Below are 23646 nucleotides of genomic sequence, written 5' to 3'. Positions count from 1 at the left end.
ACAACAATTATGTTGCAGCCCAAATACACTTCAATATATTCAATTTATCAGAATTTAATTACTTTTACAATATCTTTTGTAAAAATGATTTTGTTCTTTCTTGCTTTGGATTATTAAAAATCTCATCTGGTGTTCCTTCTTCAATAATTACACCATTATCCATAAAAATAACCCTATCTGCAACTTCTTTTGCAAAGCCCATTTCATGAGTTACAATAATCATTGTCATACCTTCATCAGCTAACTCTTTTATTACATTTAAAACCTCACCAACAAGTTCTGGGTCAAGTGCCGATGTTGGCTCATCAAAAAGCATTACTTTTGGTTTCATAGCTAATGCTCTTGCTATTGCTACTCTCTGCTGTTGACCGCCTGAAAGTTGTGAAGGATATGAATTAGCTTTGTCTTCTAATCCAACCTTTTTTAGAAGCTCTATACCAAGTTCTTTGGCCTCTTCTTTTGGCATTTTATTTACATTTATTGGTGCTACCGTTACATTCTCTAATGCAGTCATGTGTGGGAAAAGGTTGAATCTTTGAAAAACCATCCCCACTTGTGAACAAAATTTAGCTATTTCATGAGATTTATGTTTTTTGTGTTGCCCTTCCTCTAGTTTATCTTCTATTACAAATCCGTCAATTTCTATATATCCTGAATGTATCTTTTCTAAATGGTTAAGACATCTTATAAATGTACTTTTACCTGAACCAGATGGACCTATAACTACCACAACCTCACCTTTATCAACATCAAGTGAAACTTTATTCAATACTAAATTATGTCCAAAATATTTTACTATATTGTAGGCTTTTATCATCTTATCATTACTCATATTTTCCCATCCTTTTTTCAAGCCAATTGAAAATTGCAGTAAATATTGTTGTTAAAGCTAAATAAATCATTAGTGCTGATAGATATATCTCAGCATCTCTACCTGTCGCTGATGCTTTAAGTTGAGCTGCACGCATAAGCTCTGTCATACCAATAACTGAAACAAGTGATGAATCCTTTAAAAGTGCAATAAACTCATTTCCTATTGGCGGTATTAATCTTTTATAGGTTTGTGGTATTATTATAAGCCTCATTGTTTGTCCATATGTCATCCCTAGTGATTTAGCAGCTTCATATTGTCCTTTGTCAATTGACTGAATAGCTGCACGTATAATCTCTGCTGTGTATGCACCTGAATTTATAATAAGTGCAATAACACCTGCTGCAAAAGCTGGTAATGTAAGCGATGGAAAGAAACTTGGAAGCCCATAGTATATAAAAAATATTTGAAGTAGAAGTGGTGTTCCTCTAAAAAGCCAGATATAAAAGCTTCCAATCCATTTAAGTGGTCTTACCTTGGATATCCTTAATAAAGCTGCAATCAAACCAAAAATAAGTCCAACTGTAACAGCAATTGCAGTAAGTTCAATTGTTATAACACTTGATTTTAATAATAATGGAAAATATTTTAATATTATATTATCACTCAAAATCGTCCACCTCAGTTGTTACTTTGTTATATCTTCACCAAACCATTTTTTAGATATCTTTGCTAATGTACCATCTTTCTTCATATCTTTTAATGCTTTTTGAACTGCATTATAAAGCTCTTTATCTTCTTTTCTAACTGCTATACCTACTGGTTCTTTTTGAAGTTCAACCTTTGCTACATCAAACTTCTTTGGGTTTGTTCTTTTATAATAGTATGCAACAACTGAGTCAATAACAATGGCATTTCTTCTTCCGAGTTCTAACTCATGAAAAGCATCTATGATTCTATCATATTGTGTTACATCTTTTTCATAGTTTATAAACTTTAACTCCTTAACTGCATTATCACCTGTTGTGTTAGCTTGTACAGCAATTTTTTTGCCTTTTAAATCTTCTGGTTTTTTAATTGATTTATCACCAGCTTTTACCGCAACAACTTGTTTAATATAAAGATATGGATCAGTTAAATTAAATGATTTTTTTCTTTCTTCTGTTATACTAAAACAAGAAATAATTGCATCATATTTTTTTGCTTTTAATCCAGTTTGAATACCATTCCAGTCAATACTAATAAATTGTGCTTTTGCACCAAGCCTTTTTGCAAGTTCTTTACCCATATCAACGTCAAATCCAACAATATTCCCGTTATCATCATTGTATTCCATTGGTGGAAATGTATCGTCCATACCAATTTTGAAAACCTTTGTTGATTTAATTTTGTCTAATGTTGTAAGTTTTTTAGAACTATTTTGAGCAAAACTTGTAAGTAATAATGAAATAGCAATTAACATAACTAGTAATGTTGCAACTATTTTTTTCTTCATAAAAACTCTCCTTTCAAAACTTTAATAATTATACGTTTTAATTATACACTCATTATAAAATTTATCAAGATAATTTTATATTTTTTTTATTATGTAACCTTTGAAAAAACAAATAAAAGCCTATAAAATAGGCTTTTATTATGTATTTTGAATATTGTTATTATTTATTCATATAGAGTTTAAAAATTCAATAATACTTTCTAAACTCAATACAATGTCGACAGCTCCTTTATCTATTGCTACCTTGGGCATACCAAAAACTACACAACTTTTTTCATCTTGAGCTATGGTAAGAGCCCCTTTATTTCTCATTTCAAGTAAACCATCAGAACCATCTCCACCCATACCGGTCATAATTATACCAATTGAGTTTTTTGCATATACATCAGCTATTGAAGAAAACAATACGTTTGCAGATGGTTTATGCCCTGTAACCTTTTCAGTATCTAGTAGCTTGGTATATTTTTTCCCATTTCTATTTTCTACAGCTAAGTGATACCCACCTTTTGCAATATATACACATCCCCTATTAATCTCTTCATTATCTTCTGCCTCTTTAATACATAATTGAGATAAAGCACTTAGCCTTTCAGCAAGAGCTTTTGTAAAATTTGGTGGCATATGCTGAACAATCAAAATAGGCAGATGAAAATCCCTACGGATATTTATAAATATCCTTTCTAAAGCGGGAGGACCACCTGTAGATATTCCTATACCTACAATCTCAGCTTTTCTTGCCTTTCCTAAAATACTATCCCATGTTGATCTGATATTTTGTGGAATCTGCTGAGGTATAACATCTGTATTATTTTTTAGACATACAGCTTTTAATTTTTCAACAATCTCATTAGAAAATTGTTGTGTTTGTTCAAAACTTGTAGGCTTTAACACATAATCAAAAGCACCACTATTTAAGGCTTCTAGTGTAATGGCAGTTTCTGGATAGGTATATGCACTTATCATAATAATTCTATTTTTATATTGAAAATTGATTAACTTTATAAGCTCTATACCATTCATATATGGCATTTCATAATCAACAGTTATAGCATCAAACTGCTGTTTTTGAATCTTATCAAGAGCAATTAATGGGGTTTGTGCAACAGTTACCTCAAAAATACCTGTTTCTTCTAAAATATTCTTAATTAGTTGTCTCATAAATGCAGAGTCATCAACCACTAGTATCTTAAACATATAAATATCACCATAAAATTAAATTTATAGTTTACCTTAATTTATATTTTCCCAAAAATAAATATGCAAAAACAGGTTTCATATTAAATTATTCTATGTTCCTCGAGCCAATCAATATTCAAAAACCCAAGAAATTCAAGAAGTTGTAGTATTGTAAATCTATCTCTTATATTATCAGCATATAAAATAGCATTGATTAAATCTTCTCTTTTTATATTTGTATTTTCAATACTAAAACCTAATTTTTCATATGCTTTATAAACATTATCAAGCAAAATAATTGACTCTTTTATTTTATCATCTATTTCATCTTTTTTTTCAATTATTTTGTTAATAATTTGTTTTCTAAAACCTTCATCATTGTACACCTTAATTCTATTAATATTTGCATTAATTATTTCGATATAATTATCAGGATATGCTTTTTGTATTTCTTTTTGCCATTCATTTAATGATATATTATATCCTATTTGTTTTTTTATTTCATTTTTGCTTAAATGTAAAAAACTATTATATAGCTTTAATATTATTATAGTAGCTATACCCACTTTTATTCCATGGAATATATTGTCATAACCCTTATATTCAAGATAATGTGAAATATGATGTTCAGAACCCGAAGCAGGACGAGAATTCCCCATTCTTTTCATCAGTAACCCTGATTTTATAAGCCCATCAATCAGATTTTTTTCAAAGTCATTTGAACTTATGCTATTTAGTGTATCAAGATATGCTTGCTTCATATCACTAAAAATATCTTCATCAAGTTTTTCATCAAATAAAATATTTGATATTCTCCAATCTAAAAGTGCAGTAATTTTACCAATCAAATCTCCAAAACCAGCTCTTTTTAGTTCCATGGGTGATTCTTTTAAAATTGGTAAATATATAAATATTCTATTAGGTGCTTTTGCTGGAACTGTAGTTTTTATACCATCTATAGTTAATGCAGCGACTGATGAAGCATATCCATCCATTGATGGGGCTGTTGGAAAGGAAAAAAACTTTATATTAGTTTTTGCCGAAACATACCTTGCAATGTCTGTAAGAGTTCCACTTCCTACTGAAAATATCAAGCTAATATTATACTCATAAACCTCAAAAAAGACCCTTCCAATATTTTTTTCATCTGCATGAATATTTGAAGGAAGTATAAGTTTTCTTATATGTTTTTCTACATTCTTGAAAAATTTTCCACATATATTAAATGTATTTTTGTCAAATAGAAATAAAATATTTTCATCTCTTAAAAATTTATTAATTTCTTCAATTGATTCCAACCATGTAATCAAACTTATCACCCCTTATATATTTATATGGGCCAAATTAAGATAATTTGGCCCACCATTCTTTAATCTATACTCTTTTCACTAATCTTTTCAATTAACATTTTTATAAATTGTTCTAATTGTATAGAGCCTAAATCTCCTTTTTTCCTATCTCTAATAGCTACAGTTTGGTTTTCAACCTCTTTTTCACCTACTATAACCATGTATGGTATCTTTTTGAGTTGAGCTTCTCTTATTTTATACCCAACCTTTTCTGATCTAAAGTCTTCTTCAACTCTTATGCCATACTTCTTAAGTTCTTTAGAAACATGTGATGCATATTCATTAAAGTTATCTGAAATTGGAATTACAACAACTTGTGTTGGTGATAGCCATAGTGGGAATGCACCACCATATTTTTCAATTAGCATTGCAAGTGTTCTTTCATAACAGCCTATTGATGAACGATGAATAATAATTGGTCTTTTCTTTTCTCCATCCCTATCAACATAAGTCATATCAAATCTTTCTGCTAATGCAAAGTCAATTTGAATAGTTATTATTGTGTCTTCTTTTCCATATACATTCTTAAACTGAATATCAAGCTTTGGGCCATAAAAAGCAGCCTCACCTTTTGCTTCTTTATAATTTATTCCCAATCTATCTAATATGTTTTTCATATTTGCTTCTGTAACTTCCCAAGCTTCTGGATTATCAATATACTTTTCTTTATTATTAGGATCCCATCTTGAGAATCTATACCATATATCATTTTCAATTCCTAAAACCTTCATAATATACTGAATTAAATCAAGAGCTCCTTTAAATTCTTCCTCAATCTGGTCAGGCCTACAAATTATATGGCCATCAGATAAAGTAAATTGTCGAACTCTAATAAGTCCATGCATTTCACCTGATGATTCATTTCTAAATAGTGTTGATGTTTCTGAATATCTAATTGGTAATTCTCTATAACTTCTTTGCCTTGAGTTATAAATAATATACTGAAATGGACAAGTCATTGGCCTTAAAGCAAATAATGTATTTTCATCATCTTCAATTATAAACATACCATCTTTGTAATGGTCCCAATGCCCTGATATTTTATAAAGGTCACTTTTTGCCATAAAAGGAGTTTTTGTAAGTTGATAGCCTCTTTTTTCTTCTTCATCTTCAATAAACCTTTGGAGAAGTTGAATAATCTTTGCTCCTTTTGGCATAAGAAGTGGTAAGCCTTGCCCAACAACATCTGATGTTGTAAATATCTCAAGCTCCCTACCAATTTTATTGTGGTCTCTCTTTTTAGCTTCTTCCAACTTTACTAAATAATCATCAAGCTCTGATTTCTTTTCAAAAGAAATTCCATAAATTCTTTGAAGCATTTTGTTTTTGGAGTTTCCTCTCCAATAAGCACCAGCTACTGAAATCAACTTAAAGGCTTTAACCTTGCCAGTTGATATAAGATGAGGACCAGCACAAAGGTCAATAAACTCTCCTTGTTTATAAAAAGAAATTGTTTCTCCTTCTGGAATATCCTTTATTAATTCAACCTTATATGTTTCATTTCTTTCAGTCATAAGTTTTACTGCTTCTTCTCTTGAAAGTTCTATCCTTTCAATTTCTAAATCTTCTTTTATAATCTTTTGCATTTCTTCTTCAATTTTTGATAAAAGGTCTATTGTTATTGATTCTTCCACATCAAAGTCATAATAAAATCCATTATCAATAGCAGGACCAATGCCAAGTTTTACTTTATCACCAAAAATTCTTTTGACAGCTTGAGCTAACACATGAGATGTTGTATGCCAAAAAGCTTTTTTCCCTTCTTCATCATTAAAATTTAAAAATTCAACTGCTGCATCTTGGTGAATCTCAGTTGTTAAATCTTTAACTTGATTGTTGATTTTGCAAATTAGGCTTTCTTTGTAAAGCCTCATACTTATTTCTTTTGCAACATCAATTGCTTTAACACCTTTTTCAAATTGTAATACTTTCCCATCTTTAAGTGTTATATTGATACTCATAAAAAAACCTCCTTAAAATAAAATAAAGCCTTCTTCACCCCTAATCAAAAGGGGCGGAAGAAGACTTTTCTTTTCCTTCCGCGGTTCCACCCTCATTTATCACTCAATTAGCAATAAACGGTATATTTCACGAGGTGGTATACAATACTTCCTTCCATATTAAAGCTCTCAGCTAATGCTTTAACTCTCTGTAAGGGGTGTAGTATTATACATGTCCTCAAATACCACAAGATATTTTTTTATTATTGTATATAATAAATTTTTTAAAGTCAATAAATATCTTTCTTAATTATTATATCCCTAATTTCTCTAACCCATTTATCTAAAGTAGCAATTTTTATATTGAATAAATCAGCAATTTTATCTTTTGGAAATTCAATATTTCTTATCTCATTAAAATACAGATAGAGTATTGCTGCAACAAATCCCTTAGCTTTTAACCCTGAATAGTTTGACGGAAAGCTTTTTATAATATTTATAATTTGGTCATAATCATTATCATTTAAATTGTAACTTTCATTTAAAATATTTATACTTTTTTGATATCTATTTTCATTTAATTCTTTTACAATTTGTTTAACCTCTTTTTCAACCTTCAATTTAATATCTGGTGGTAATTCATCGGTATTTTTAAAACCAGTTTCATAATAATCAATTTCTTCAAATTTAAATGATAACAAAGTATATTTTATCTTAGTAATAAAATAATTAATATTTATATCATTTAGCAGATTTTCTTTTTTTATTTTAGACCAAAGTTTTTGAGCTTTGAATATCTTCCGTTGGTTAAACAAACTAATAGCTAAAAGATGTAAAAAAAATGGATCACCGGTTAATTCAAAAAGCTCATGTGACTTTTTTGTAACAAATTCATGTTTATTTAATTTTATAAATGTATCTAATAGCTTTACCTTATCTTTTATATCAATAGGTTTTAATCTAGATATTTTAATAAACTGATTTTGAAAAAGACTATCATAGCCAATAAATTTATAAAAAACTGCTAAATTACAGTTTGCATAAGTATTAAAATTATCCTCTTCAATTATATCAGTTGCAATCTTTATTGCCTTATCAACAAATCCTAAATAAAAATAGGCTAAAGACAGATTATTTTTTGCAGGCATTATTGTATCATCAATACTCAATATTAATTTGAAATACTTTACAGCTTCTTCGAAATTTGAGTTTTCTAAGGCTTTATTACCCTTTTCTAATAATTTAGAAATTTTATCAATTCTTTTTTGCTCTCTTAAAAATTCCTCTTGAGACTCAATATAGTCAATCAATTCTTCAGCTGCATAAATAAATTCACTTTCACTGTTTTCCACCAAAAATCTTCTTAAAAACATTTTAGCCTTATTATGCTTTCCCATTTCGAAAAAGTTGCAGCCCAGTCCAAATAGTGATTCAGAAAAATTAGGAACTTTATCAATAAGTTCAAATAATATTTTATTTGATTCATTAAATTCACCTTTTTGTGCTAATAAGCCTGCCAAATTGAACTTTATTTCTACATCATCTTTATCTAAGTCATAGGCCTTCTTAAGCTTTTCTATTGCTTGCTCAATATCTCCTTTTTCGTATAACTTTAGACCTAGTTTGAAATACCTTTTTGGAGACGGAGATAAATTTACAACCTTTCCCTTATTCATATTAACTCCTCATTTAAGTATATTTTTAATTGGAACAATAACCTTAAATATATTTTGATTATATAGATTTAGAACCTTCATATTGGGATATTTTCTTTTTAGAATATTTATACCTTTCCCACTATTTAAAAACACTTTAAATTCGTCTAAAACAATCATCTTTTGATATATCCATGGATTTCGTCTTCTAGTAATATTATCTTTACCAATTTTGTAAATATAATAATTGTCTAGTAAACTCCCTGGATTTGTAATTTCAAAGCATTTATTATCTATTACAATTGAAATATTTCATGAAATATCATAATAATCTCTATGAACAAGTGCATTTGCTACTAGCTCAATTAGTGAGTTTAATTCAGATTCTTTAAAAATATTTTTAAATAAATTATCAATCTTTTTAATCATAGTTGATATATTCCCATTAACTATCTCTATTTTATCAAAAATATTAACGGTAATATATGCTGAAGGAATAAAAATATCTGGTCTTTCTCCAAAAACTAATAAACCACCTAAAGTCGGACAGTATAAATTAGTATCATTATCTTTTTGCACAATTCCAAAACTATCTAATAGCATTATGTTGTCCCAATTTGCTTTTATACCATTTTTATCGAAAAATTTCATAATTAATGAAGGGCAAAGGTCATTTAGCTTTGCCTTTCTGATAATAGAAAGTTCAAAATTAACAATTCCACTTTCTTGTAACATAGTAGCAATCTCATCACGCCTTGCAACATCAGTAGTTGAGCCTCTTCTAATGTAAAAAACACCATTTTGTATCATTTGATGTGGCCTTAAATTACTTTTATAGATTGTTAAAACACCAATAAGCTTATTGTCAACTGTTAATTGTTCAAACTTTATTGAAACTGGTGGTTCACATCTACTTGAAATAATTTGCTGAATAGTTTCTTCGGTAATATCATTTTTAGATATTCCAATTAGCTTTTTTGTTTTATCTTCAACACCAAATATTATATAACCTCTTCCACCTTTTGAATTTGCTATTGCAAGAACATCTTTTACAAACTCTTTCTTTTCTCCTTCGGTATCGAGTTGTATTTTCTCCTTAAAATCTAATTTAGGGCCTTCATCATTAGCAAGTAGTGATTTTAATTTAATAATTTCCATTTTTCTTCAACTCTATTAAAATATTTTTTATCATTAATAATTTCTATAAATGTATCAAATATATTCTTATCAAATTTTTTACCAATATCTTTTTGCATAATATTAATAGCCTCTTGAATAGTAAAAGCTTTTCTGTAAGGTCTATCCGTTGTCAATGCATCAAAAACATCTGCAACAGCAATTATTTTCGATTCAAACGGAATTTGATCACCTTTGATAGCTTCTGGATAACCTGAACCATCAATATTTTCATGGTGATAGAGAACTATTCTTTTTATGTCATTAAAATAGTTAATGTTAGCAAGTAATTGGTATCCTATACTGCTATGTTTTTTTACCTGTTCAAACTCATAATCCGAAAGTCTTCCTTGTTTATTTAAAATACTTTCTGAAACTGCAATTTTACCAATATCATGTAAATATGCAGCAATTATTAAATCAGACATATTAAATTTAAACCCTTTTTGTAATAATTTTTGACCTATAAGCTCACTTAAATTTCTTACTCTCTCAGCATGTCCTTTTGTATATGGGTCTTTTATTTCGATAAGTGAAATAAATAGCTTAATTGCACCATTGAAATTCTCTTTTTCTTTTTGATATAGTATTGATAATTCTTCTTCTTTTTGAATTATCTTTTTTATGTTAAATTCTATATTATTTGATAACGCTTTTAATACTAATTTGACTCTCTTAAACATATTTACATTTTTTGCATAAAGAATATTATTTACATTCTGGTCGTTACCATTAACATAAGAAAAAAGATTAATTGCATAATTTTCAAGCGAGTATAACTCTTTTGATAAGTATAAAGCAAGCCAAACAGAAAAGGTAAGGGTTGCTATCATAGTAAGTATAATAATTAAAACAAAAAGAGTTGAAAAATTTTTATTTATTTTTTCCAAAAATTCCTCTTTGTATTCAGTGACTAAAGAACCAATATAATTATTGTTATAATCATAAAGTTTTATAAAATAATAATCAACCTTATCTTTTTTATTAATTGTTCGATTTTTGGCAATGAAATATATAGGTACAGTCATATATGGTTTTATTAATTTTAAGAAGTTATTATTAATTTCTTTTGCAATAAAAAAAGCACCTATTGAAGGCTTTCTAAGATTCATATCATCTAAAATAGGAGAGATAGAGTAAGCATATACTTTATTATTAAGAAAAATAAATCCACTTATAATATCATAATTAAATATATCTTTAATAGTATTTCTATTGTTTTGATATCCCAGTATTTTATTTAAAACTGTTTTAAATGTTGGATTATTAAGTATAGTTGATAAACTTATATCCTTCCCGTAATAATCAATTACTTCACCATACCTATTTATGCCTAGAACAATAGAATAATCAAACGGATCATACGGAAGCCAATTTGACCAGTAAAACTTTATGCTTTTTAGATCACCATGATAAATTGAATAATAGATCTCGTTCCATATTGCATAATCAGAATTTACTTGTTTAATATCATCAATAGTCTTTTTTATAATATTATTAATAATTTCTTGCTGTTCTAATATATGATATGTTTTGAAGTTGTTCTCAAATTGTGGTATTAGTCTATTGTTTACATATATTCCTATAGTAAGTGATGGTAAAATTGAGATAATAAAAGCTAATAAAAGTATCTTGATTTTTAGTCCCATATTTACCTTCCTGTAATATAAAATAAATAATACTTGTATATTTTTATTTTACATTATAAAAATTTTTAGTTCAACAAACTTTTATTTATTTATAACTTTATAATACAGGAAACCTTGTTGATTTGATGCATTTGGCTTTATTTTACCTAAAAGTTTTCCTTTACTTATGCTTTCACCAATCTTTAATTGGTATAGTATAGAAATATTTTTTATTGAATATATATTTTTATTGTCATCTATTAATATATCGTAGCCTTCACCAATCTTTTCAATACTTAAAATTGTTCCACTACATGGTGAAATTACATTTGCTTCCTTATTAATTATTATGAAATAGCTACCATCACTATTCTTATTTAAGATACCTTCAGCAGGAAATATTGCATGCTCTTCATTTTTTACTTCTTTTTTGTTAATTTTTTTTTCTTCCTTATTCAATAAGCCATCAATTGTTTTATATAAACCAGTTAAATTTACTTGATCATTTAGGAAAATTGTTTTAAAAATCTTATAACCTTGTGTTTGAATACCATCAAAAAATTTTATGTATATTGATAATAAGATAATGCAAAGTAAAATAGTAACCTTGAATATTCCAGTAATTGATATTTTTCTTCTGTTTAATTTCATATATCTTTTTGGTAATGTTCTTCTTTCCATTATCAACACTCCAATATGTTTTTATATTATGTTTATTCAATATAAATTAAAAAGATGACAGCTAAATACTGTCATCTTTCTTGAATATACACTTAATATCTTCTAATATTGTTGGAATTATATCAATTATTCTCTCAACCGTGTTATTTTGATATACTGTCATGAGCCTTATTTGATTATTAGTAACAACCAAGAAAGCAACCGGTGTAACACTAATGCCTGCACCTGTTCCGCCAGCAAATAAAGGTGTTGTATCTTGGTTTTTATTCCCTTCCTTGTTTGCAATATCACCTCCACCTGCAGCAAATCCAAATGAAACCTTGGAGATTGGTATTATAACAGCTCCATCCTTACTTTCAACAGCATCTCCTACAATAGTGTTGACATCAATCATATCTTTGAGATTTTCCATAGTAGTTTGCATAAGATTTTCTAAGGGATGTGCCATTTTTTTCATCACCACCAAATATATTTTTTATTAGTTTATCCATTTTCAACAAAATCAAAACTGGATATACAGTTATTTTGCATTGAATAAAGATTTTATTAAGCCCTATTAAATAGCCTTCATAGATAAAATCAATCCTTTTATTTAGTGATTTCAAAACACCGTAAAAAATATTATATAATCCTGAAAGCAAAGCTAAAAAAGCTACATCACTTGATGCAATTTTAATAACAATTTTGGTTATATCAATTCCAATTGAATATTTAAAGGTAATAATAGTATCTAATATATTTATTATTTTTTTTAAATTAAAGCTTTTTTTGCTTCTTGAACTATTTTCTATATTTTTTGAATTTGTCTTTTTTGGCTTATACTTGTATATAGGTATCTTAGTCTTGAATAATAAATAATATACTTTTATTTCAAAAATATCTTGTATTCTTATATCAATTATTATTTTTTTGGGTTTAAGTACAATTATTAAAAAAATTAAAATAGCTATTATATAAAATATTATTTTCATTTTTTTATATTATATTATTTATTTTTTTATATTCTTTCCAAAATAAAAAAGGATACACATTCTATTTGTGTGCATCCTCTTCAAATAACTTTAACAGTTCATCTTTATTACTGATACCAAAGGATTGGTAAAATAGTTCTGTTACATCATATAATAGTGGTTTACCTATTGTATCTAATCTACCAGATTCCTTTATAAGATTCCTTTCTAATAGGCTACGAATTATATTCTCACTACTTACTCCACGAATTTTTTCAATTTCTTGTCTTGTTATCGGTCCATTTAATGCAATTATTGAAAGAACCTCGTAAGCTGCCTGAGTAATTGGATTTTGCTTTGTTTCTAATTTAAAAAAATCTTTAATGTACTGACTCATTTCTGGAGCTGTTGATAGCCTAACTCCTTCATCAATCTCAATTATCCTAAAACCATGATTATTCATAATATACTCATTTTTTAAATTATCAATAATCTTTCTAACTTCATCGATATCTACCTTTAGAAAATCAGCTAATTCATTAGTTTTAATAGGCTTGTTTGAAATAAATAATATGCTTTCAATAACTTGATTTAGGTTATTATTATCCATTCCATTACCTCTTGATTATCTTAATATTGTCAAAAAGTTTTTCCTGTCTTATCAAAATCTTGCCCTGTCTATTTAATTCTAATATTGCTAAAAATTTTAAAACAATTTCTTCTTTAGTAAATTCTACAATTATATTTTTGAAATCCATAAAACCTTTAATAAGTATCTTTTCCCAAATCCACTTAATAACTTGTGAAACAGATCTTTTTTCTTTTTTAATAATAGTTTTTAAACTTTCTTGATTATCTTGACTATCCACTATTGCATCTCTTTTTATATTTCTATACACTTGAAATAGTTTATTAATATCAAGTTTAATATCATTATTCTTTTCAAGTTGCAAAGTAAAATTACGAAAATATATATCATTATAAGTATAATTTTTCTTAAATTTATTAATAAAACTTTTAAGTTTCTGATATTCAAGTATTCTTTCAACAAGGTCTTCTCGTGGGTCTTCTTCAAGTTCTTCTTTTTTTGGAAGAAGCATTTTTGATTTTATTTCTAAAAGTGTTGAAGCCATAATTAAAAATTCTGAAATTGAATCTATATTGATGTTTTCCATTTGGTTAATATATTCAATATACTGGTCGGTAATAGTAGATATTGGTATATCATAGATATTTATTTTTTCTTTTTTAATGAGATATATTAATAAATCAAGAGGCCCTTCAAAGTTAGGAAGTTTAACATTAAAATTCATATCAATCCTACCTTGTTCTTAGCTTCTTGTAATGTTTCATTTGCAACAATTTTAGCTTTTTTTGTTCCTTCTTCAATTACACCAGCTAAGAAATTTGGATCGCTTTCTATTTGTCTTCTCTTTGCTTGTATTGGTTCTAAGAATTTTGCTAAATTTTCAAATAATCTCTTTTTACATTCAACACACCCAATTTGTCCTTTTTGACATAATTCTTCAGTTTCATTTACTATCTCTTTACTAAAAACTTTATGATATGAAAATACTGTACAAACTTCTGGATGTCCAGGGTCATTCTTCTTTATTCTTGCTGGATCTGTTATCATCATCATAACTTTTTGTCTAATGCTATTTAAGTCTTCGCTTAAAGCAATAGTATTCCCATAGCTTTTACTCATTTTTCTACCATCTGTTCCTGTAAGTATTTTAACTTCACTTAATATTGGTTGTGGTTCTGGGAATGTTTCACCATATAAAAAGTTAAACCTTCTTGCTATCTCTCGTGTAAGCTCTAAATGTGGTAACTGGTCTTCTCCAACAGGAACATATTGTGCTTTATAAATTAAAATATCAGCCGCTTGCAAGCATGGATAACCTAAAAATCCATAAGTTGCAATGTTTTTTTCTTTAAGTTGCTGCATTTGGTCCTTATAAGTTGGACATCTATAAAGCCAAGATAATGGAGTTAGCATAGAAAACAATAAATGCAACTCAGCATGTTCTGAAACCTTTGATTGAATAAAAATTGTTGATTTATTTGGATCTAAACCACAAGCAATTATATCAATTAAAGCTTCTTTTGAAAATCTACTTAAATTTTCTTTTGATGTTTCATAACCTGTTGTTAAAGCATGCCAATCAGCTATAAAAAAGAAACATTCATATTGTTCTTGAAGTTTTACCCAATTCTCAATTGCACCAAAATAGTTTCCTAAATGTAATATTCCTGTTGGTCTTGTGCCTGATAATACTCTGTTCAATTTAATCATCCTTTCAAAAAGGTAATATGCCTAATATACTATTAATAATATGACTGACAATTAGATATCCAGGTGTTAAAATGTATGAAAGTAAGTATGGAGCTAAAAATAAACATGCAATTAATAAAATTTGGCCTATCATTTCGTACCTATAAACAAAGTTCATATAACTTGCTGGGAGAAATATAAATAATACCTTTGATCCGTCTAAAGGCGGTATGGGAAGCATATTAAATATTGCAAAAAAGATATTTAATTGTAATGCCTGCTCTATTATTAGATTTAAATATTGGTTTTGAATAAAATTATATTTATAATTTACTTTCAATAATATAGCCAATAATAAGGCTCCAAAAATATTTGCTAAAGGACCTGCTAAAGCTGTTAGTCCCATTCCAAGTTTTGGGTTTTTATAGTTTCTTGGGTCTGTCATAACAGGCTTTGCCCAACCAAATCCTAAAAGCATAAGAGATATCATACCAATAATATCTATATGAACTATTGGATTTAATGTAAGTCTTCCTTGTTTTTTGGGTGTATCATCACCTTGTAAATATGAAACATATCCATGGGAAGCTTCATGAATAGCCATTGCAAACAAAAGCCCTGGTATTCTTAAAAGCATTAATGTTATATTTGGAATATTCATATAAATCCTCCAAGTTAAATTTCTAAATCATTTCTTATTATATCATCATATGTTTCCCTTTTTACAGCTAATTTTACATTACCATCTTTTACAAAAACAACTGCGGGTTTTGGAAATCTATTGTAATTACTTGACATTGAATAATTATATGCACCAGTTGCTAATACTGCTAAATGCATACCTGCTTTTAATTCTGGCAGCTTAATATCTTTTATTAAAATATCCCCAGATTCGCAGCAATGTCCTGCTATTGTATAAGTCTTTTCTTTCTTTTCAAGTGGCTTTTCAACAACAATAGCATCGTATTTTGCTTGGTATAAAGCATAACGTGGGTTGTCTGTCATACCCCCATCGACTGAAGCATATGTTCTTACATAGGGAATTTCTTTTACACTTCCTATTGTATAAAGTGTAATCCCTGCTTCGCCAACAATTGATCTTCCTGGTTCTAAAATTATAAATGGCTTTTCAATTCCTTTTTGTTCACAGAATGTATTTAGTTCATCTGAAATTGCTTCTATGAATTTATCAATGCTTGGTGGGTCATCTTGAGGTGTATACTTTATGCCAAAGCCTCCCCCTAAATCAAGCATTTTAATGTCAATACCAAGTTCTTTCTTAATTTTAAGAGAAAATTCTAACATTATTCTTGTTGCTAACTTAAATGGAGCTGTTTCAAATATTTGAGAGCCGATATGACAATGTAAGCCTATTAATTTAATATGCTTTTTATCTTTAATACTTTTTATAAACTCAAATGCTTCACCATTTTCGAGTGCAACACCAAATTTTGAATCTATCTGACCTGTTCTAATAAAGTCATGTGTATGGGCATCAATACCTGGCTTAATACGAATTAATATATTAACCTCTTTGTTGTATTTTTCGCATAACAAAGTTAGTAAATCAATTTCATCTTTGTTGTCAACAACTATATTTACATCATTATTAACTGCTAAATCTAATTCATCATATGTTTTATTGTTCCCATGAAAGAATATCTTATCTCTTGGAAAACCAACACTTAATGCAGTATATAACTCACCACCTGAAACAACATCCAAGCCTATTCCTTCTTCTTTTGCAATTTGACACATAGCCCTTGTACAAAAAGCCTTTGATGCATAAAGGATATTGCAGTTTTGTCCAAGATGTTTATTTAATGAATCTTTATATGCTCTAATATTCTCTCTTATAATATTTTCATTCATAACATATAAAGGTGTTCCATAGGCTTCAATCAATTCAAGTAAATCTATATTTTCCCACATAAGATTGCCATTTTTGCTTACTTCTAATCTATTCCTTAACATCTTGTTTCACTCCTTAAATTTTTGAATATTGTAACATGTTTTATCAATATTATCAAGGTTTATAAGTATATATTGTAATATAATTGTAACCAATTGTTAACAGAATTTTTATTGAATTTATTAATACCAAATTTTATAATTATAATAACAAGGTAAAATATGTTATTTTTTATTAAACATTTCTTTTCAATTGATTAAAAAAAGAAAGGAATGATAGGTATGTATAAGCTTGAAATTAATATAGCTGCTTATGATAAAGCTGATATATTAAATTATCTTCAAGAAATATATGAAGAAATAAGATATAACAATAAGATTTTTATAAATTATACGGACGACCTTTCAAATGAATATGTTAATGCAACAATCTACAATATCAAAGATGAATATGATGATGAAAAGTATTGTGAACAAATGGCTAAGGCACAGCCTATTTTCGATGATTTAGAAAAAGATATGCATTATTATTTTCTTACAAAAATTGCTGGATTTTCAGAAGAAGAAGCAAGAAAGGAATGTGATGAGATATTTTAATCTATATTTGACTTTTTATTCTTGGTATATTATAATTTAATATGCATTTTAAATACAATATAAAGTTGTGGGGATATAGCTCAGTTGGTTAGAGCACTTGCTTGACATGCAAGGGGTCATAGGTTCGAGTCCTACTATCCCCACCATTTTTTTAATATACCACATCTACAAGATATAGTCCCCATGGAGGTAGAGTTTTGCCTGCCTTGTTTCTATCCTTACTTTCAATAATCAATGGTATATCAGTTGGCTTTATTTTACCACAACCCACATCAAGTATTGTACCTGCGATAATTCTCATCATATTATATAAAAAACCATTTGCAGTAACATATATTGAAATATAATCATTTTCTACACTTAAATAGGCATTTTTTATCTCTCTTATTTTACTTTTTACCTCTGAACCTGATGAGCAAAATGCGGTAAAATCATATCTTCCTATAAAATACTCTAGTGCTTGTTCCATTTTTAAAATATCAAGTTGTCCTCTATAAAAATATGAAAGATTTCTCATTATAGCAGAGCGTGTCTTACCATTATATATCAAATATTTATATGTCTTTTGTTTAGCACTATATCTTGCATTAAAGTTTAAATCTACTTCTTTTGCATCTTTAATTGAAATATCAGAAGGAAGTAAAGAATTTAAAGCAACTGGAATCTTTTCAATTGGGACTTTTGTTTCAGTTAGAAAGTTTGCTTTTTGATTTAATGCATGAACACCAGCATCAGTTCTGCCTGATCCAACCAAGTTAACTTTCTCTTTTGTCATTTTATATATAGCATTTTCAATTGTTCCTTGTATGGTTATTTTGTTGTTTTGTTTTTGCCATCCATGATAATTAGTTCCTTCATATTCTATTGTCAATAATATGTTTTTCAAAATCTTCACCCCAAATATACTGCAGTAATAATTAATAATAAGCTTACAAGATATGTTATAATATCTTTTTTTGTGTATTCAAGTTTTTTTAATTTTGTCCTACCAATTGCACCTTTATAACATCTTGCTTCCATAGCGGTTGCTAACTCATCAGCTCTTTTAAAAGCAGAGACAAATAACGGAATAAGAATTGGAACCAGTGCCTTTGCCCTTTTTATAAATCCACCTGTTTCAAAATCTGCACCACGTGACATTTGTGCCTTCATAATTTTATCAGTTTCTTCGGCTAATGTAGGTATAAATCTTAGTGCAATTGACATCATGAGTGCAATTTCATGAACAGGAAATTTAATTTTATTTAGTGGTTTAAAAATATTTTCAAAACCATCAGTAAGTTCTATTGGAGAGGTTGTTAAAGTAAGTATTGTTGTTGTAAACAAAAGTAAAATAAGCCTAACAACTAATACAGCAGAAAGAAATAAACCTTTATCAGTAATCGAAACTCCATAAACTTTAAATACTGGCTTTCCTGATGTAAAAAAAATATTAAAAATCACAGTAATGATTATTAAAATGAAAATTGGCTTTGAACCTTTAAATAGTAGCTTAATATTTGTTTTTGAAGCTATTATAGAAATAAATATCAAAAAAAACATAATAAAATAACCAACAAATGTCTGTATTAGGAATATTGAAATACATATTATTGCTGATAAAATTATCTTGGTCCTTGGATCAAGATTATGAATAAATGAATCTTTTTTTATATATTGACCAATTACAAAGTCCATCATAAAAAACTTGCACTCCTTTATTTGTTAGGTAAAATATCAAATTGTTCTAATATCTTTTCTGCTACATCTTCTACTCTGTATTCAAATTCTCCAATGTCAAATCCTTTTTCTTTTAGCCTTTCTTGAAGAACTAAAATATCTGGTGCAGATAAGCCTGCTTCTTCTAATATTTTAAAATTATTAAAACATTCTTTTTTGCTACCATCAAATTTAATTTGACCTTTGCTAAGTATAATAACCCTATCGCAAAGCATTGCAATATCTTCTATTGAATGAGAAATCATTATAACTGTTTTCTTTTTTTCTACATGTAGTTTTTGAATTAAATCAAATATCCTTTTTTTACCTCTGACATCCAGTCCAGCTGTTGGCTCATCTAAAATAATAACAGATGGATCCATCGAAAGAATACCAGCCAAAGCAACCCTTCTTTTCTGTCCTCCTGATAGTTCAAAAGGTGAACGCTCAAGTAGCTCTTCAGGTATTTCTAATAAATTAATTAACTCTTTAATTATTCTTTCTATCTCCTCACGTGGCATCCCAAGATTATTAGGACCAAATGCAATATCTTTATATACCGTTTCTTCAAACAATTGATATTCAGGATATTGGAAAACAAGTCCGACCTTTCTTCTAATCTCTTTTAGTTTATTCTTATCCTTGGTACTTAATCCTTCAACTAAAACATCACCTTTTTGAGGAATCAAAAGCCCATTCATAAGCTGAACCAATGTTGATTTTCCTGAGCCTGTCTTCCCAATTATTCCAATAAATTCTCCACTATCTATTTTGATATTTATATTACTTAATGCCTTTTTTTCTAAAGGTGTTTTATATCCATAATAAAAATCTACATCTTTGATTTCAATAAGCATAACTCTCTCTCCATTTCATCTACTGTCCATATATTATCACTTATATTTAGTCCATGTTGTTTTAAAAGTAATGCTAATTTAAAAATTGCTGGCATCTCAAAGCCCATCTTTAAAAATGTTTCATTATTTATTATATTAAGTGGCTTATCTTCTAATATAATCATACCTTTATCAAGTAAAAAAACCCTATCAGCATACATTATCTCTTCTATATTGTGTGTAATTAGAATTATAGTCTTCCCTTTTTCTTTATTGAGTTTCAGTATAGCTCTCATTACTTCTTTTCTGCCTTTTGGATCAAGCATTGATGTAGGTTCATCAAAAACAATACATTCAGGCTCCATAGCAAGTATACTTGCAATAGCAACCCTTTGCTTTTGTCCACCAGAAAGCTTATATGTTAAAGCATCTTTATGTTCGCTCATTTCAACAATTTCTAAAGACTCATTTATCTTTTTTATTATTTTTTCTCTCGAAAATCCAAGATTTTCTGGACCAAAAGCAACATCTTCTTCAACAACTGATGCAACTAGCTGATTATCTGGATTTTGAAATACATAACCGCAAAGTTTTCTTATATCCCATATATGATTGATGTCTCTTGTATTCATTCCATCTATAATAACCTCTCCACTGTCGGGTAATAAAAGTCCATTAAACATTTTCGCTAATGTAGATTTTCCTGAACCATTTAAACCCATAAAAACTACAAAATCGCCTTTTTTTATAGAAAGATTTATATCTTTTAAAACATATTTATGTTTTTGGTCTATATTCTTATAAGAAAAATAAAGATTATTTACTAATATGAATTCTTTCATGTTCAAATTCCCCTTTTGAAAAACTACATATTATTATAACAAAGTTTTGTATTAATAAATACAGGTATTTTTAAAGTATAAATGTATACATTGAGTCATTTTAATTTTAATGGGGTATAATAATATTAGGGAGGGATTTAAAATGATAACACCAAGATGTGATATGTTTTTTGATGTAAACCTTATTAATTTAAGACAATTTCAACAACCAATAGATAATGAAAATATTGAAATGGAAGAATATATAAATACAGAAGAGATGACAAATAAAATTAAATCGCATGCTGCAGATGAAATAAAGGAGATTATTGAGAAAATTGATGAAGTAAATTAATCTTATACATTTTTCAACAATAAAAGGGAGGTAAAATCCTCCCTTTTATTGTTGGTTGTTGTTTTCAGTGTTGTTAATAATTAACTTCTTTTGTGCTTTTGGATCTTTTATAACTTCATATCCACCTATAGACATCATAGTAATTATTATTGAGTTTAAAACAAGTAATGCAAACTCTTTTGTTGTGTTTTTGTGTGGTATAAAAATTATGCTTAATATTACAGAAATTATAAAAGTATAAATTCGTACTACATAATCTTCGTATCTTTTTTTAAATAAGCTTTTGGTAAATTGTACAATTAAACTTGTTGCAACTGATAAACCCATATATGTTCCTAAAAGTTCACTAGTAAGGAAATTATCCATAAAACTAACCTATAATAATGCTCTATATTAATAATATTAGTGTAAGAGTTTTAGTATTCAAACTTTTATATAAGATTCTCAGGATTTAATAATTCAAGTTCTTTTACAACAAAACGACCATCTTTTCTAATTATAACATTATCAAAATAAATCTCTCCACCACCAAATTCTGGGGTTTGTATCAAAACTAAATCCCAATGAACTGAAGACCTATTTCCATTATCTGCATCATCATATGCATTTCCTGGTGTAAAATGAATACTTCCTGAAATCTTTTCATCAAATAAAGTATCTTCCATTGGGAATGTAATAAATGGATTTACACCTATGGAAAACTCCCCTATATACCTTGCTCCTTCATCTGTATCTAGTATTTTATTAATTCTTTCTGTATTATTTGCAGTAGCATTAATAATCTTTCCATCTTTAAACTCGAATTTGATATTCTCAAATCTAAATCCACTGTAATGAGATGGGGTATTATAGCTTATTACTCCATTTACTGATTCTTTAATAGGTGCTGTGTAAACCTCTCCATCAGGTATATTCATATGACCATCACATTTAATAGCCTTCATCCCTTTTATAGAAAACTCTATATCTGTTCCATTCCCAACTATTCTAACCTTATCTGTCTTTTCCATAAGACTAACCAAATTATCCATTGCCTTTGACATTTTGCTGTAATCTAAATTACACACCTTAAAATAGTAATCCTCAAATTTTTCAAGGCTCATTTTGGATTGTTGAGCCATTGAATAGTTTGGATAGCGAAGAATACACCACTTTGTTTTTGGAACTCTTACTTCAGAATGAACTTTGTGGAACCAAATAGTTTGGTATAAATTCATATTTTCCGGTGAAACATCAGATTGTTCATAAGGATTTGGAGTTGCTCTTATACCTATATATGCATCCATTTGTTCCATAAGTTTTCTTTCATTTTCAGCTATAATTTCAATTTGTTCCTTTTTAGCATCTAAGAGTAACTCTCTTTGCAGTGTAACATCTTTTAACCAAACAAATGGATATGCTCCTTTTTGATATGCATATTTAATAAGCTCTTTTGTTAATGGAACCTCGCAACCAATAGATTCAATAAGTATCTTTTCTCCCTTTTTTAGCTCAACAGAAAAGTCAAGAAGATTTTTTGCAAGTATTTTTATTCTTTCATCAGTCATAAAAATCTCTCCTTTTTTATTCTTTATAAATTAATTCAAGTTCTTCGGTACTTAAGAATCTAAATTCACCTTCTTTTAGCCTTCCTAATTGAAGTTTTCCTATTGCAACTCTTTTAAGTCTTATAACATCATGTCCTATAGCACTAAACATTTTTCTTATTTGCCTGTTTCGTCCCTCATGTATTTTTATTTCAATAATCATATTACCATTTATTATTTTTTTTGAATTTACAATTGCTGGTTGAGTTAATCGTCCATCAATTTCAACACCATTTCTAAGTTTATCTAAACTATCTTCAGATGGAATTCCTTTTACAGTTGCAATATATGTCTTTTCAATATTGTGTTTAGGATGTGTTACTTTATATGCAAACTCACCATCATTTGTTAAAATCAATAAGCCCGAAGTATCAAAATCAAGTCTGCCTACTGGAAAAATCCTTTCATTTATTCTATCTTTGATTATATCAATAACTGTTTTACGTCCTTTTTCATCTTTAGCTGATGTAATAACCCCAAAGGGTTTATTTAGCATAATATATATATTTTTATTTTTTATTGTAATCTTTTTACCATCAACCTCAACTATATCCTTTTCTAAATCAACCTTTGTTCCTAATTTATCAACTATTTGACCATTAACCTTTACTCTTCCTTCCAAAATCATCTCTTCACATTTTCTACGAGATGCAACTCCTGAATCTGCCATCAATTTTTGAAGTCTAATACTCATTATATCACC

27 protein-coding genes and 1 tRNA gene are annotated in these 23646 nt (G+C 28.0%); 3 read left to right on the top strand and 25 right to left on the bottom strand.

The window, feature by feature from the left end; all coding sequences use genetic code 11:
• Positions 1-64: 64 nt before the first annotated feature.
• From ACAG39_09235 to lysA, 18 genes are all read right to left on the bottom strand, one after another.
• Positions 65-832: an amino acid ABC transporter ATP-binding protein gene (locus ACAG39_09235; protein MEZ0537417.1), complete on the bottom strand. Its 768-nt coding sequence runs from the start codon at positions 830-832 to the stop codon at positions 65-67.
• On the bottom strand, positions 825-1481 hold the full coding sequence (locus tag ACAG39_09230) for an amino acid ABC transporter permease (protein ID MEZ0537416.1): 657 nt from the start codon (positions 1479-1481) through the stop codon (positions 825-827). Before ACAG39_09230 ends, ACAG39_09235 begins: the two co-directional genes overlap by 8 nt.
• Positions 1482-1499: 18 nt before the next feature.
• Entirely contained in the window at positions 1500-2306 is an 807-nt protein-coding gene (locus ACAG39_09225) for an ABC transporter substrate-binding protein (GenBank protein ID MEZ0537415.1), read from the bottom strand.
• 168 nt (positions 2307-2474) lie between these two features.
• Complete coding sequence (locus ACAG39_09220) at positions 2475-3500, bottom strand: chemotaxis response regulator protein-glutamate methylesterase (protein MEZ0537414.1); 1026 nt, start codon at positions 3498-3500, stop codon at positions 2475-2477.
• Between the two features lie 83 nt (positions 3501-3583).
• The gene (locus tag ACAG39_09215) at positions 3584-4792 is read right to left on the bottom strand and encodes an iron-containing alcohol dehydrogenase (GenBank protein ID MEZ0537413.1); all 1209 of its coding nucleotides are present in this window, start codon (positions 4790-4792) and stop codon (positions 3584-3586) included.
• Positions 4793-4851: 59 nt separating this feature from the next.
• Positions 4852-6792 (bottom strand): threonine--tRNA ligase, encoded by a 1941-nt coding sequence (gene thrS / locus ACAG39_09210; protein MEZ0537412.1) that lies wholly within the window; start codon positions 6790-6792, stop codon positions 4852-4854.
• Between the two features lie 269 nt (positions 6793-7061).
• Positions 7062-8447, bottom strand: a complete 1386-nt coding sequence (locus ACAG39_09205; GenBank protein MEZ0537411.1) for a tetratricopeptide repeat protein — start codon at positions 8445-8447, stop codon at positions 7062-7064.
• Between the two features lie 9 nt (positions 8448-8456).
• On the bottom strand, positions 8457-8606 hold the full coding sequence (locus ACAG39_09200) for a hypothetical protein (GenBank protein ID MEZ0537410.1): 150 nt from the start codon (positions 8604-8606) through the stop codon (positions 8457-8459).
• Between the two features lie 132 nt (positions 8607-8738).
• A complete protein-coding gene (locus ACAG39_09195) occupies positions 8739-9584 on the bottom strand; it encodes a helix-turn-helix domain-containing protein (protein ID MEZ0537409.1) in 846 nt (281 codons plus the stop codon).
• Positions 9566-11251 (bottom strand): HD domain-containing phosphohydrolase, encoded by a 1686-nt coding sequence (locus ACAG39_09190; GenBank protein MEZ0537408.1) that lies wholly within the window; start codon positions 11249-11251, stop codon positions 9566-9568. Before ACAG39_09190 ends, ACAG39_09195 begins: the two co-directional genes overlap by 19 nt.
• 81 nt (positions 11252-11332) lie before the next feature.
• Positions 11333-11911, bottom strand: a complete 579-nt coding sequence (locus ACAG39_09185) for a hypothetical protein (protein MEZ0537407.1) — start codon at positions 11909-11911, stop codon at positions 11333-11335.
• 61 nt (positions 11912-11972) lie between these two features.
• Complete coding sequence (gene ytfJ, locus ACAG39_09180; GenBank protein MEZ0537406.1) at positions 11973-12359, bottom strand: GerW family sporulation protein; 387 nt, start codon at positions 12357-12359, stop codon at positions 11973-11975.
• Positions 12298-12882 carry a hypothetical protein gene (locus tag ACAG39_09175; protein ID MEZ0537405.1) on the bottom strand — a complete coding sequence of 195 codons (585 nt, stop codon included), beginning with the start codon at positions 12880-12882 and terminating at the stop codon, positions 12298-12300. The genes ytfJ and ACAG39_09175 overlap by 62 nt, the downstream gene beginning before the upstream one ends.
• A 61-nt stretch (positions 12883-12943) precedes the next feature.
• Positions 12944-13471 carry an SMC-Scp complex subunit ScpB gene (gene scpB, locus ACAG39_09170; protein MEZ0537404.1) on the bottom strand — a complete coding sequence of 176 codons (528 nt, stop codon included), beginning with the start codon at positions 13469-13471 and terminating at the stop codon, positions 12944-12946.
• A 4-nt stretch (positions 13472-13475) separates the two neighbouring features.
• Complete coding sequence (locus ACAG39_09165; protein MEZ0537403.1) at positions 13476-14174, bottom strand: ScpA family protein; 699 nt, start codon at positions 14172-14174, stop codon at positions 13476-13478.
• Entirely contained in the window at positions 14171-15151 is a 981-nt protein-coding gene (trpS, locus tag ACAG39_09160) for a tryptophan--tRNA ligase (protein ID MEZ0537402.1), read from the bottom strand. Before trpS ends, ACAG39_09165 begins: the two co-directional genes overlap by 4 nt.
• A 13-nt stretch (positions 15152-15164) precedes the next feature.
• Positions 15165-15800, bottom strand: coding sequence for a site-2 protease family protein (locus ACAG39_09155; GenBank protein MEZ0537401.1), 636 nt, complete (start codon positions 15798-15800; stop codon positions 15165-15167).
• Between the two features lie 14 nt (positions 15801-15814).
• Entirely contained in the window at positions 15815-17113 is a 1299-nt protein-coding gene (lysA, locus tag ACAG39_09150; GenBank protein MEZ0537400.1) for a diaminopimelate decarboxylase, read from the bottom strand.
• Positions 17114-17332: 219 nt separating this feature from the next.
• Between lysA and ACAG39_09145 the strand changes: the two genes are divergently transcribed.
• Complete coding sequence (locus ACAG39_09145; GenBank protein ID MEZ0537399.1) at positions 17333-17647, top strand: hypothetical protein; 315 nt, start codon at positions 17333-17335, stop codon at positions 17645-17647.
• Between the two features lie 69 nt (positions 17648-17716).
• Positions 17717-17793 (top strand) — tRNA-Val (locus ACAG39_09140).
• 5 nt (positions 17794-17798) lie between these two features.
• Here ACAG39_09140 and truA read toward each other — a convergent pair.
• Genes truA through ACAG39_09120 form a run of 4 tightly spaced genes read right to left on the bottom strand, consistent with a single transcriptional unit; the run spans position 17799 to position 21023 of the window.
• Positions 17799-18533 carry a tRNA pseudouridine(38-40) synthase TruA gene (gene truA / locus ACAG39_09135; GenBank protein MEZ0537398.1) on the bottom strand — a complete coding sequence of 245 codons (735 nt, stop codon included), beginning with the start codon at positions 18531-18533 and terminating at the stop codon, positions 17799-17801.
• Positions 18534-18538: 5 nt separating this feature from the next.
• A complete protein-coding gene (locus tag ACAG39_09130) occupies positions 18539-19327 on the bottom strand; it encodes an energy-coupling factor transporter transmembrane protein EcfT (GenBank protein ID MEZ0537397.1) in 789 nt (262 codons plus the stop codon).
• A gap of 17 nt (positions 19328-19344) precedes the next feature.
• Positions 19345-20202, bottom strand: a complete 858-nt coding sequence (locus ACAG39_09125) for an energy-coupling factor transporter ATPase (GenBank protein ID MEZ0537396.1) — start codon at positions 20200-20202, stop codon at positions 19345-19347.
• A complete protein-coding gene (locus ACAG39_09120; GenBank protein ID MEZ0537395.1) occupies positions 20178-21023 on the bottom strand; it encodes an energy-coupling factor transporter ATPase in 846 nt (281 codons plus the stop codon). The genes ACAG39_09125 and ACAG39_09120 overlap by 25 nt, the downstream gene beginning before the upstream one ends.
• A gap of 142 nt (positions 21024-21165) precedes the next feature.
• Here ACAG39_09120 and ACAG39_09115 point away from each other — a divergent pair, with 142 nt between their 5' ends.
• Positions 21166-21357, top strand: coding sequence for a hypothetical protein (locus ACAG39_09115; protein MEZ0537394.1), 192 nt, complete (start codon positions 21166-21168; stop codon positions 21355-21357).
• Positions 21358-21402: 45 nt separating this feature from the next.
• Here the strand turns inward: ACAG39_09115 and ACAG39_09110 are convergent, their stop codons facing one another.
• From ACAG39_09110 to ACAG39_09100, 3 genes are all read right to left on the bottom strand, one after another.
• Complete coding sequence (locus tag ACAG39_09110; GenBank protein MEZ0537393.1) at positions 21403-21723, bottom strand: hypothetical protein; 321 nt, start codon at positions 21721-21723, stop codon at positions 21403-21405.
• A gap of 65 nt (positions 21724-21788) precedes the next feature.
• A complete protein-coding gene (locus ACAG39_09105) occupies positions 21789-22904 on the bottom strand; it encodes an aminopeptidase (GenBank protein ID MEZ0537392.1) in 1116 nt (371 codons plus the stop codon).
• A 16-nt stretch (positions 22905-22920) separates the two neighbouring features.
• A complete protein-coding gene (locus ACAG39_09100; protein MEZ0537391.1) occupies positions 22921-23637 on the bottom strand; it encodes a pseudouridine synthase in 717 nt (238 codons plus the stop codon).
• Positions 23638-23646: the final 9 nt, after the last annotated feature.

Source organism: Caldicellulosiruptoraceae bacterium PP1 (assembly GCA_041320695.1).
GTDB lineage: Bacteria > Bacillota > Thermoanaerobacteria > Caldicellulosiruptorales > Caldicellulosiruptoraceae > JBGGOQ01.
The sequence above is the reverse complement of the archived record's forward strand: the minus strand, read 5'-3'. Positions and strand labels throughout refer to the sequence as shown.

Bases quoted from the DNA above. Each gene is read 5' to 3' on its own strand.
- ACAG39_09205 (MEZ0537411.1), bottom strand. From the start codon at position 8,447: ATGAATAAGGGAAAGGTTGTAAATTTATCTCCGTCTCCAAAAAGGTAT.
- ACAG39_09110 (MEZ0537393.1), bottom strand. From the start codon at position 21,723: ATGGATAATTTCCTTACTAGTGAACTTTTAGGAACATATATGGGTTTA.
- ACAG39_09165 (MEZ0537403.1), bottom strand. From the start codon at position 14,174: ATGAATTTTAATGTTAAACTTCCTAACTTTGAAGGGCCTCTTGATTTA.
- ACAG39_09225 (MEZ0537415.1), bottom strand. From the start codon at position 2,306: ATGAAGAAAAAAATAGTTGCAACATTACTAGTTATGTTAATTGCTATT.
- ACAG39_09145 (MEZ0537399.1), top strand. From the start codon at position 17,333: ATGTATAAGCTTGAAATTAATATAGCTGCTTATGATAAAGCTGATATA.
- ACAG39_09120 (MEZ0537395.1), bottom strand. From the start codon at position 21,023: ATGAAAGAATTCATATTAGTAAATAATCTTTATTTTTCTTATAAGAAT.
- ACAG39_09185 (MEZ0537407.1), bottom strand. From the start codon at position 11,911: ATGGAAAGAAGAACATTACCAAAAAGATATATGAAATTAAACAGAAGA.
- thrS (MEZ0537412.1), bottom strand. From the start codon at position 6,792: ATGAGTATCAATATAACACTTAAAGATGGGAAAGTATTACAATTTGAA.
- ACAG39_09115 (MEZ0537394.1), top strand. From the start codon at position 21,166: ATGATAACACCAAGATGTGATATGTTTTTTGATGTAAACCTTATTAAT.
- ytfJ (MEZ0537406.1), bottom strand. From the start codon at position 12,359: ATGGCACATCCCTTAGAAAATCTTATGCAAACTACTATGGAAAATCTC.
- ACAG39_09105 (MEZ0537392.1), bottom strand. From the start codon at position 22,904: ATGACTGATGAAAGAATAAAAATACTTGCAAAAAATCTTCTTGACTTT.
- ACAG39_09125 (MEZ0537396.1), bottom strand. From the start codon at position 20,202: ATGCTTATTGAAATCAAAGATGTAGATTTTTATTATGGATATAAAACA.
- ACAG39_09175 (MEZ0537405.1), bottom strand. From the start codon at position 12,882: ATGAAAATAATATTTTATATAATAGCTATTTTAATTTTTTTAATAATT.
- ACAG39_09155 (MEZ0537401.1), bottom strand. From the start codon at position 15,800: ATGAATATTCCAAATATAACATTAATGCTTTTAAGAATACCAGGGCTT.
- ACAG39_09130 (MEZ0537397.1), bottom strand. From the start codon at position 19,327: ATGATGGACTTTGTAATTGGTCAATATATAAAAAAAGATTCATTTATT.
- ACAG39_09235 (MEZ0537417.1), bottom strand. From the start codon at position 832: ATGAGTAATGATAAGATGATAAAAGCCTACAATATAGTAAAATATTTT.
- ACAG39_09200 (MEZ0537410.1), bottom strand. From the start codon at position 8,606: ATGATTGTTTTAGACGAATTTAAAGTGTTTTTAAATAGTGGGAAAGGT.
- ACAG39_09195 (MEZ0537409.1), bottom strand. From the start codon at position 9,584: ATGGAAATTATTAAATTAAAATCACTACTTGCTAATGATGAAGGCCCT.
- lysA (MEZ0537400.1), bottom strand. From the start codon at position 17,113: ATGTTAAGGAATAGATTAGAAGTAAGCAAAAATGGCAATCTTATGTGG.
- ACAG39_09190 (MEZ0537408.1), bottom strand. From the start codon at position 11,251: ATGGGACTAAAAATCAAGATACTTTTATTAGCTTTTATTATCTCAATT.
- ACAG39_09220 (MEZ0537414.1), bottom strand. From the start codon at position 3,500: ATGTTTAAGATACTAGTGGTTGATGACTCTGCATTTATGAGACAACTA.
- scpB (MEZ0537404.1), bottom strand. From the start codon at position 13,471: ATGGATAATAATAACCTAAATCAAGTTATTGAAAGCATATTATTTATT.
- ACAG39_09100 (MEZ0537391.1), bottom strand. From the start codon at position 23,637: ATGAGTATTAGACTTCAAAAATTGATGGCAGATTCAGGAGTTGCATCT.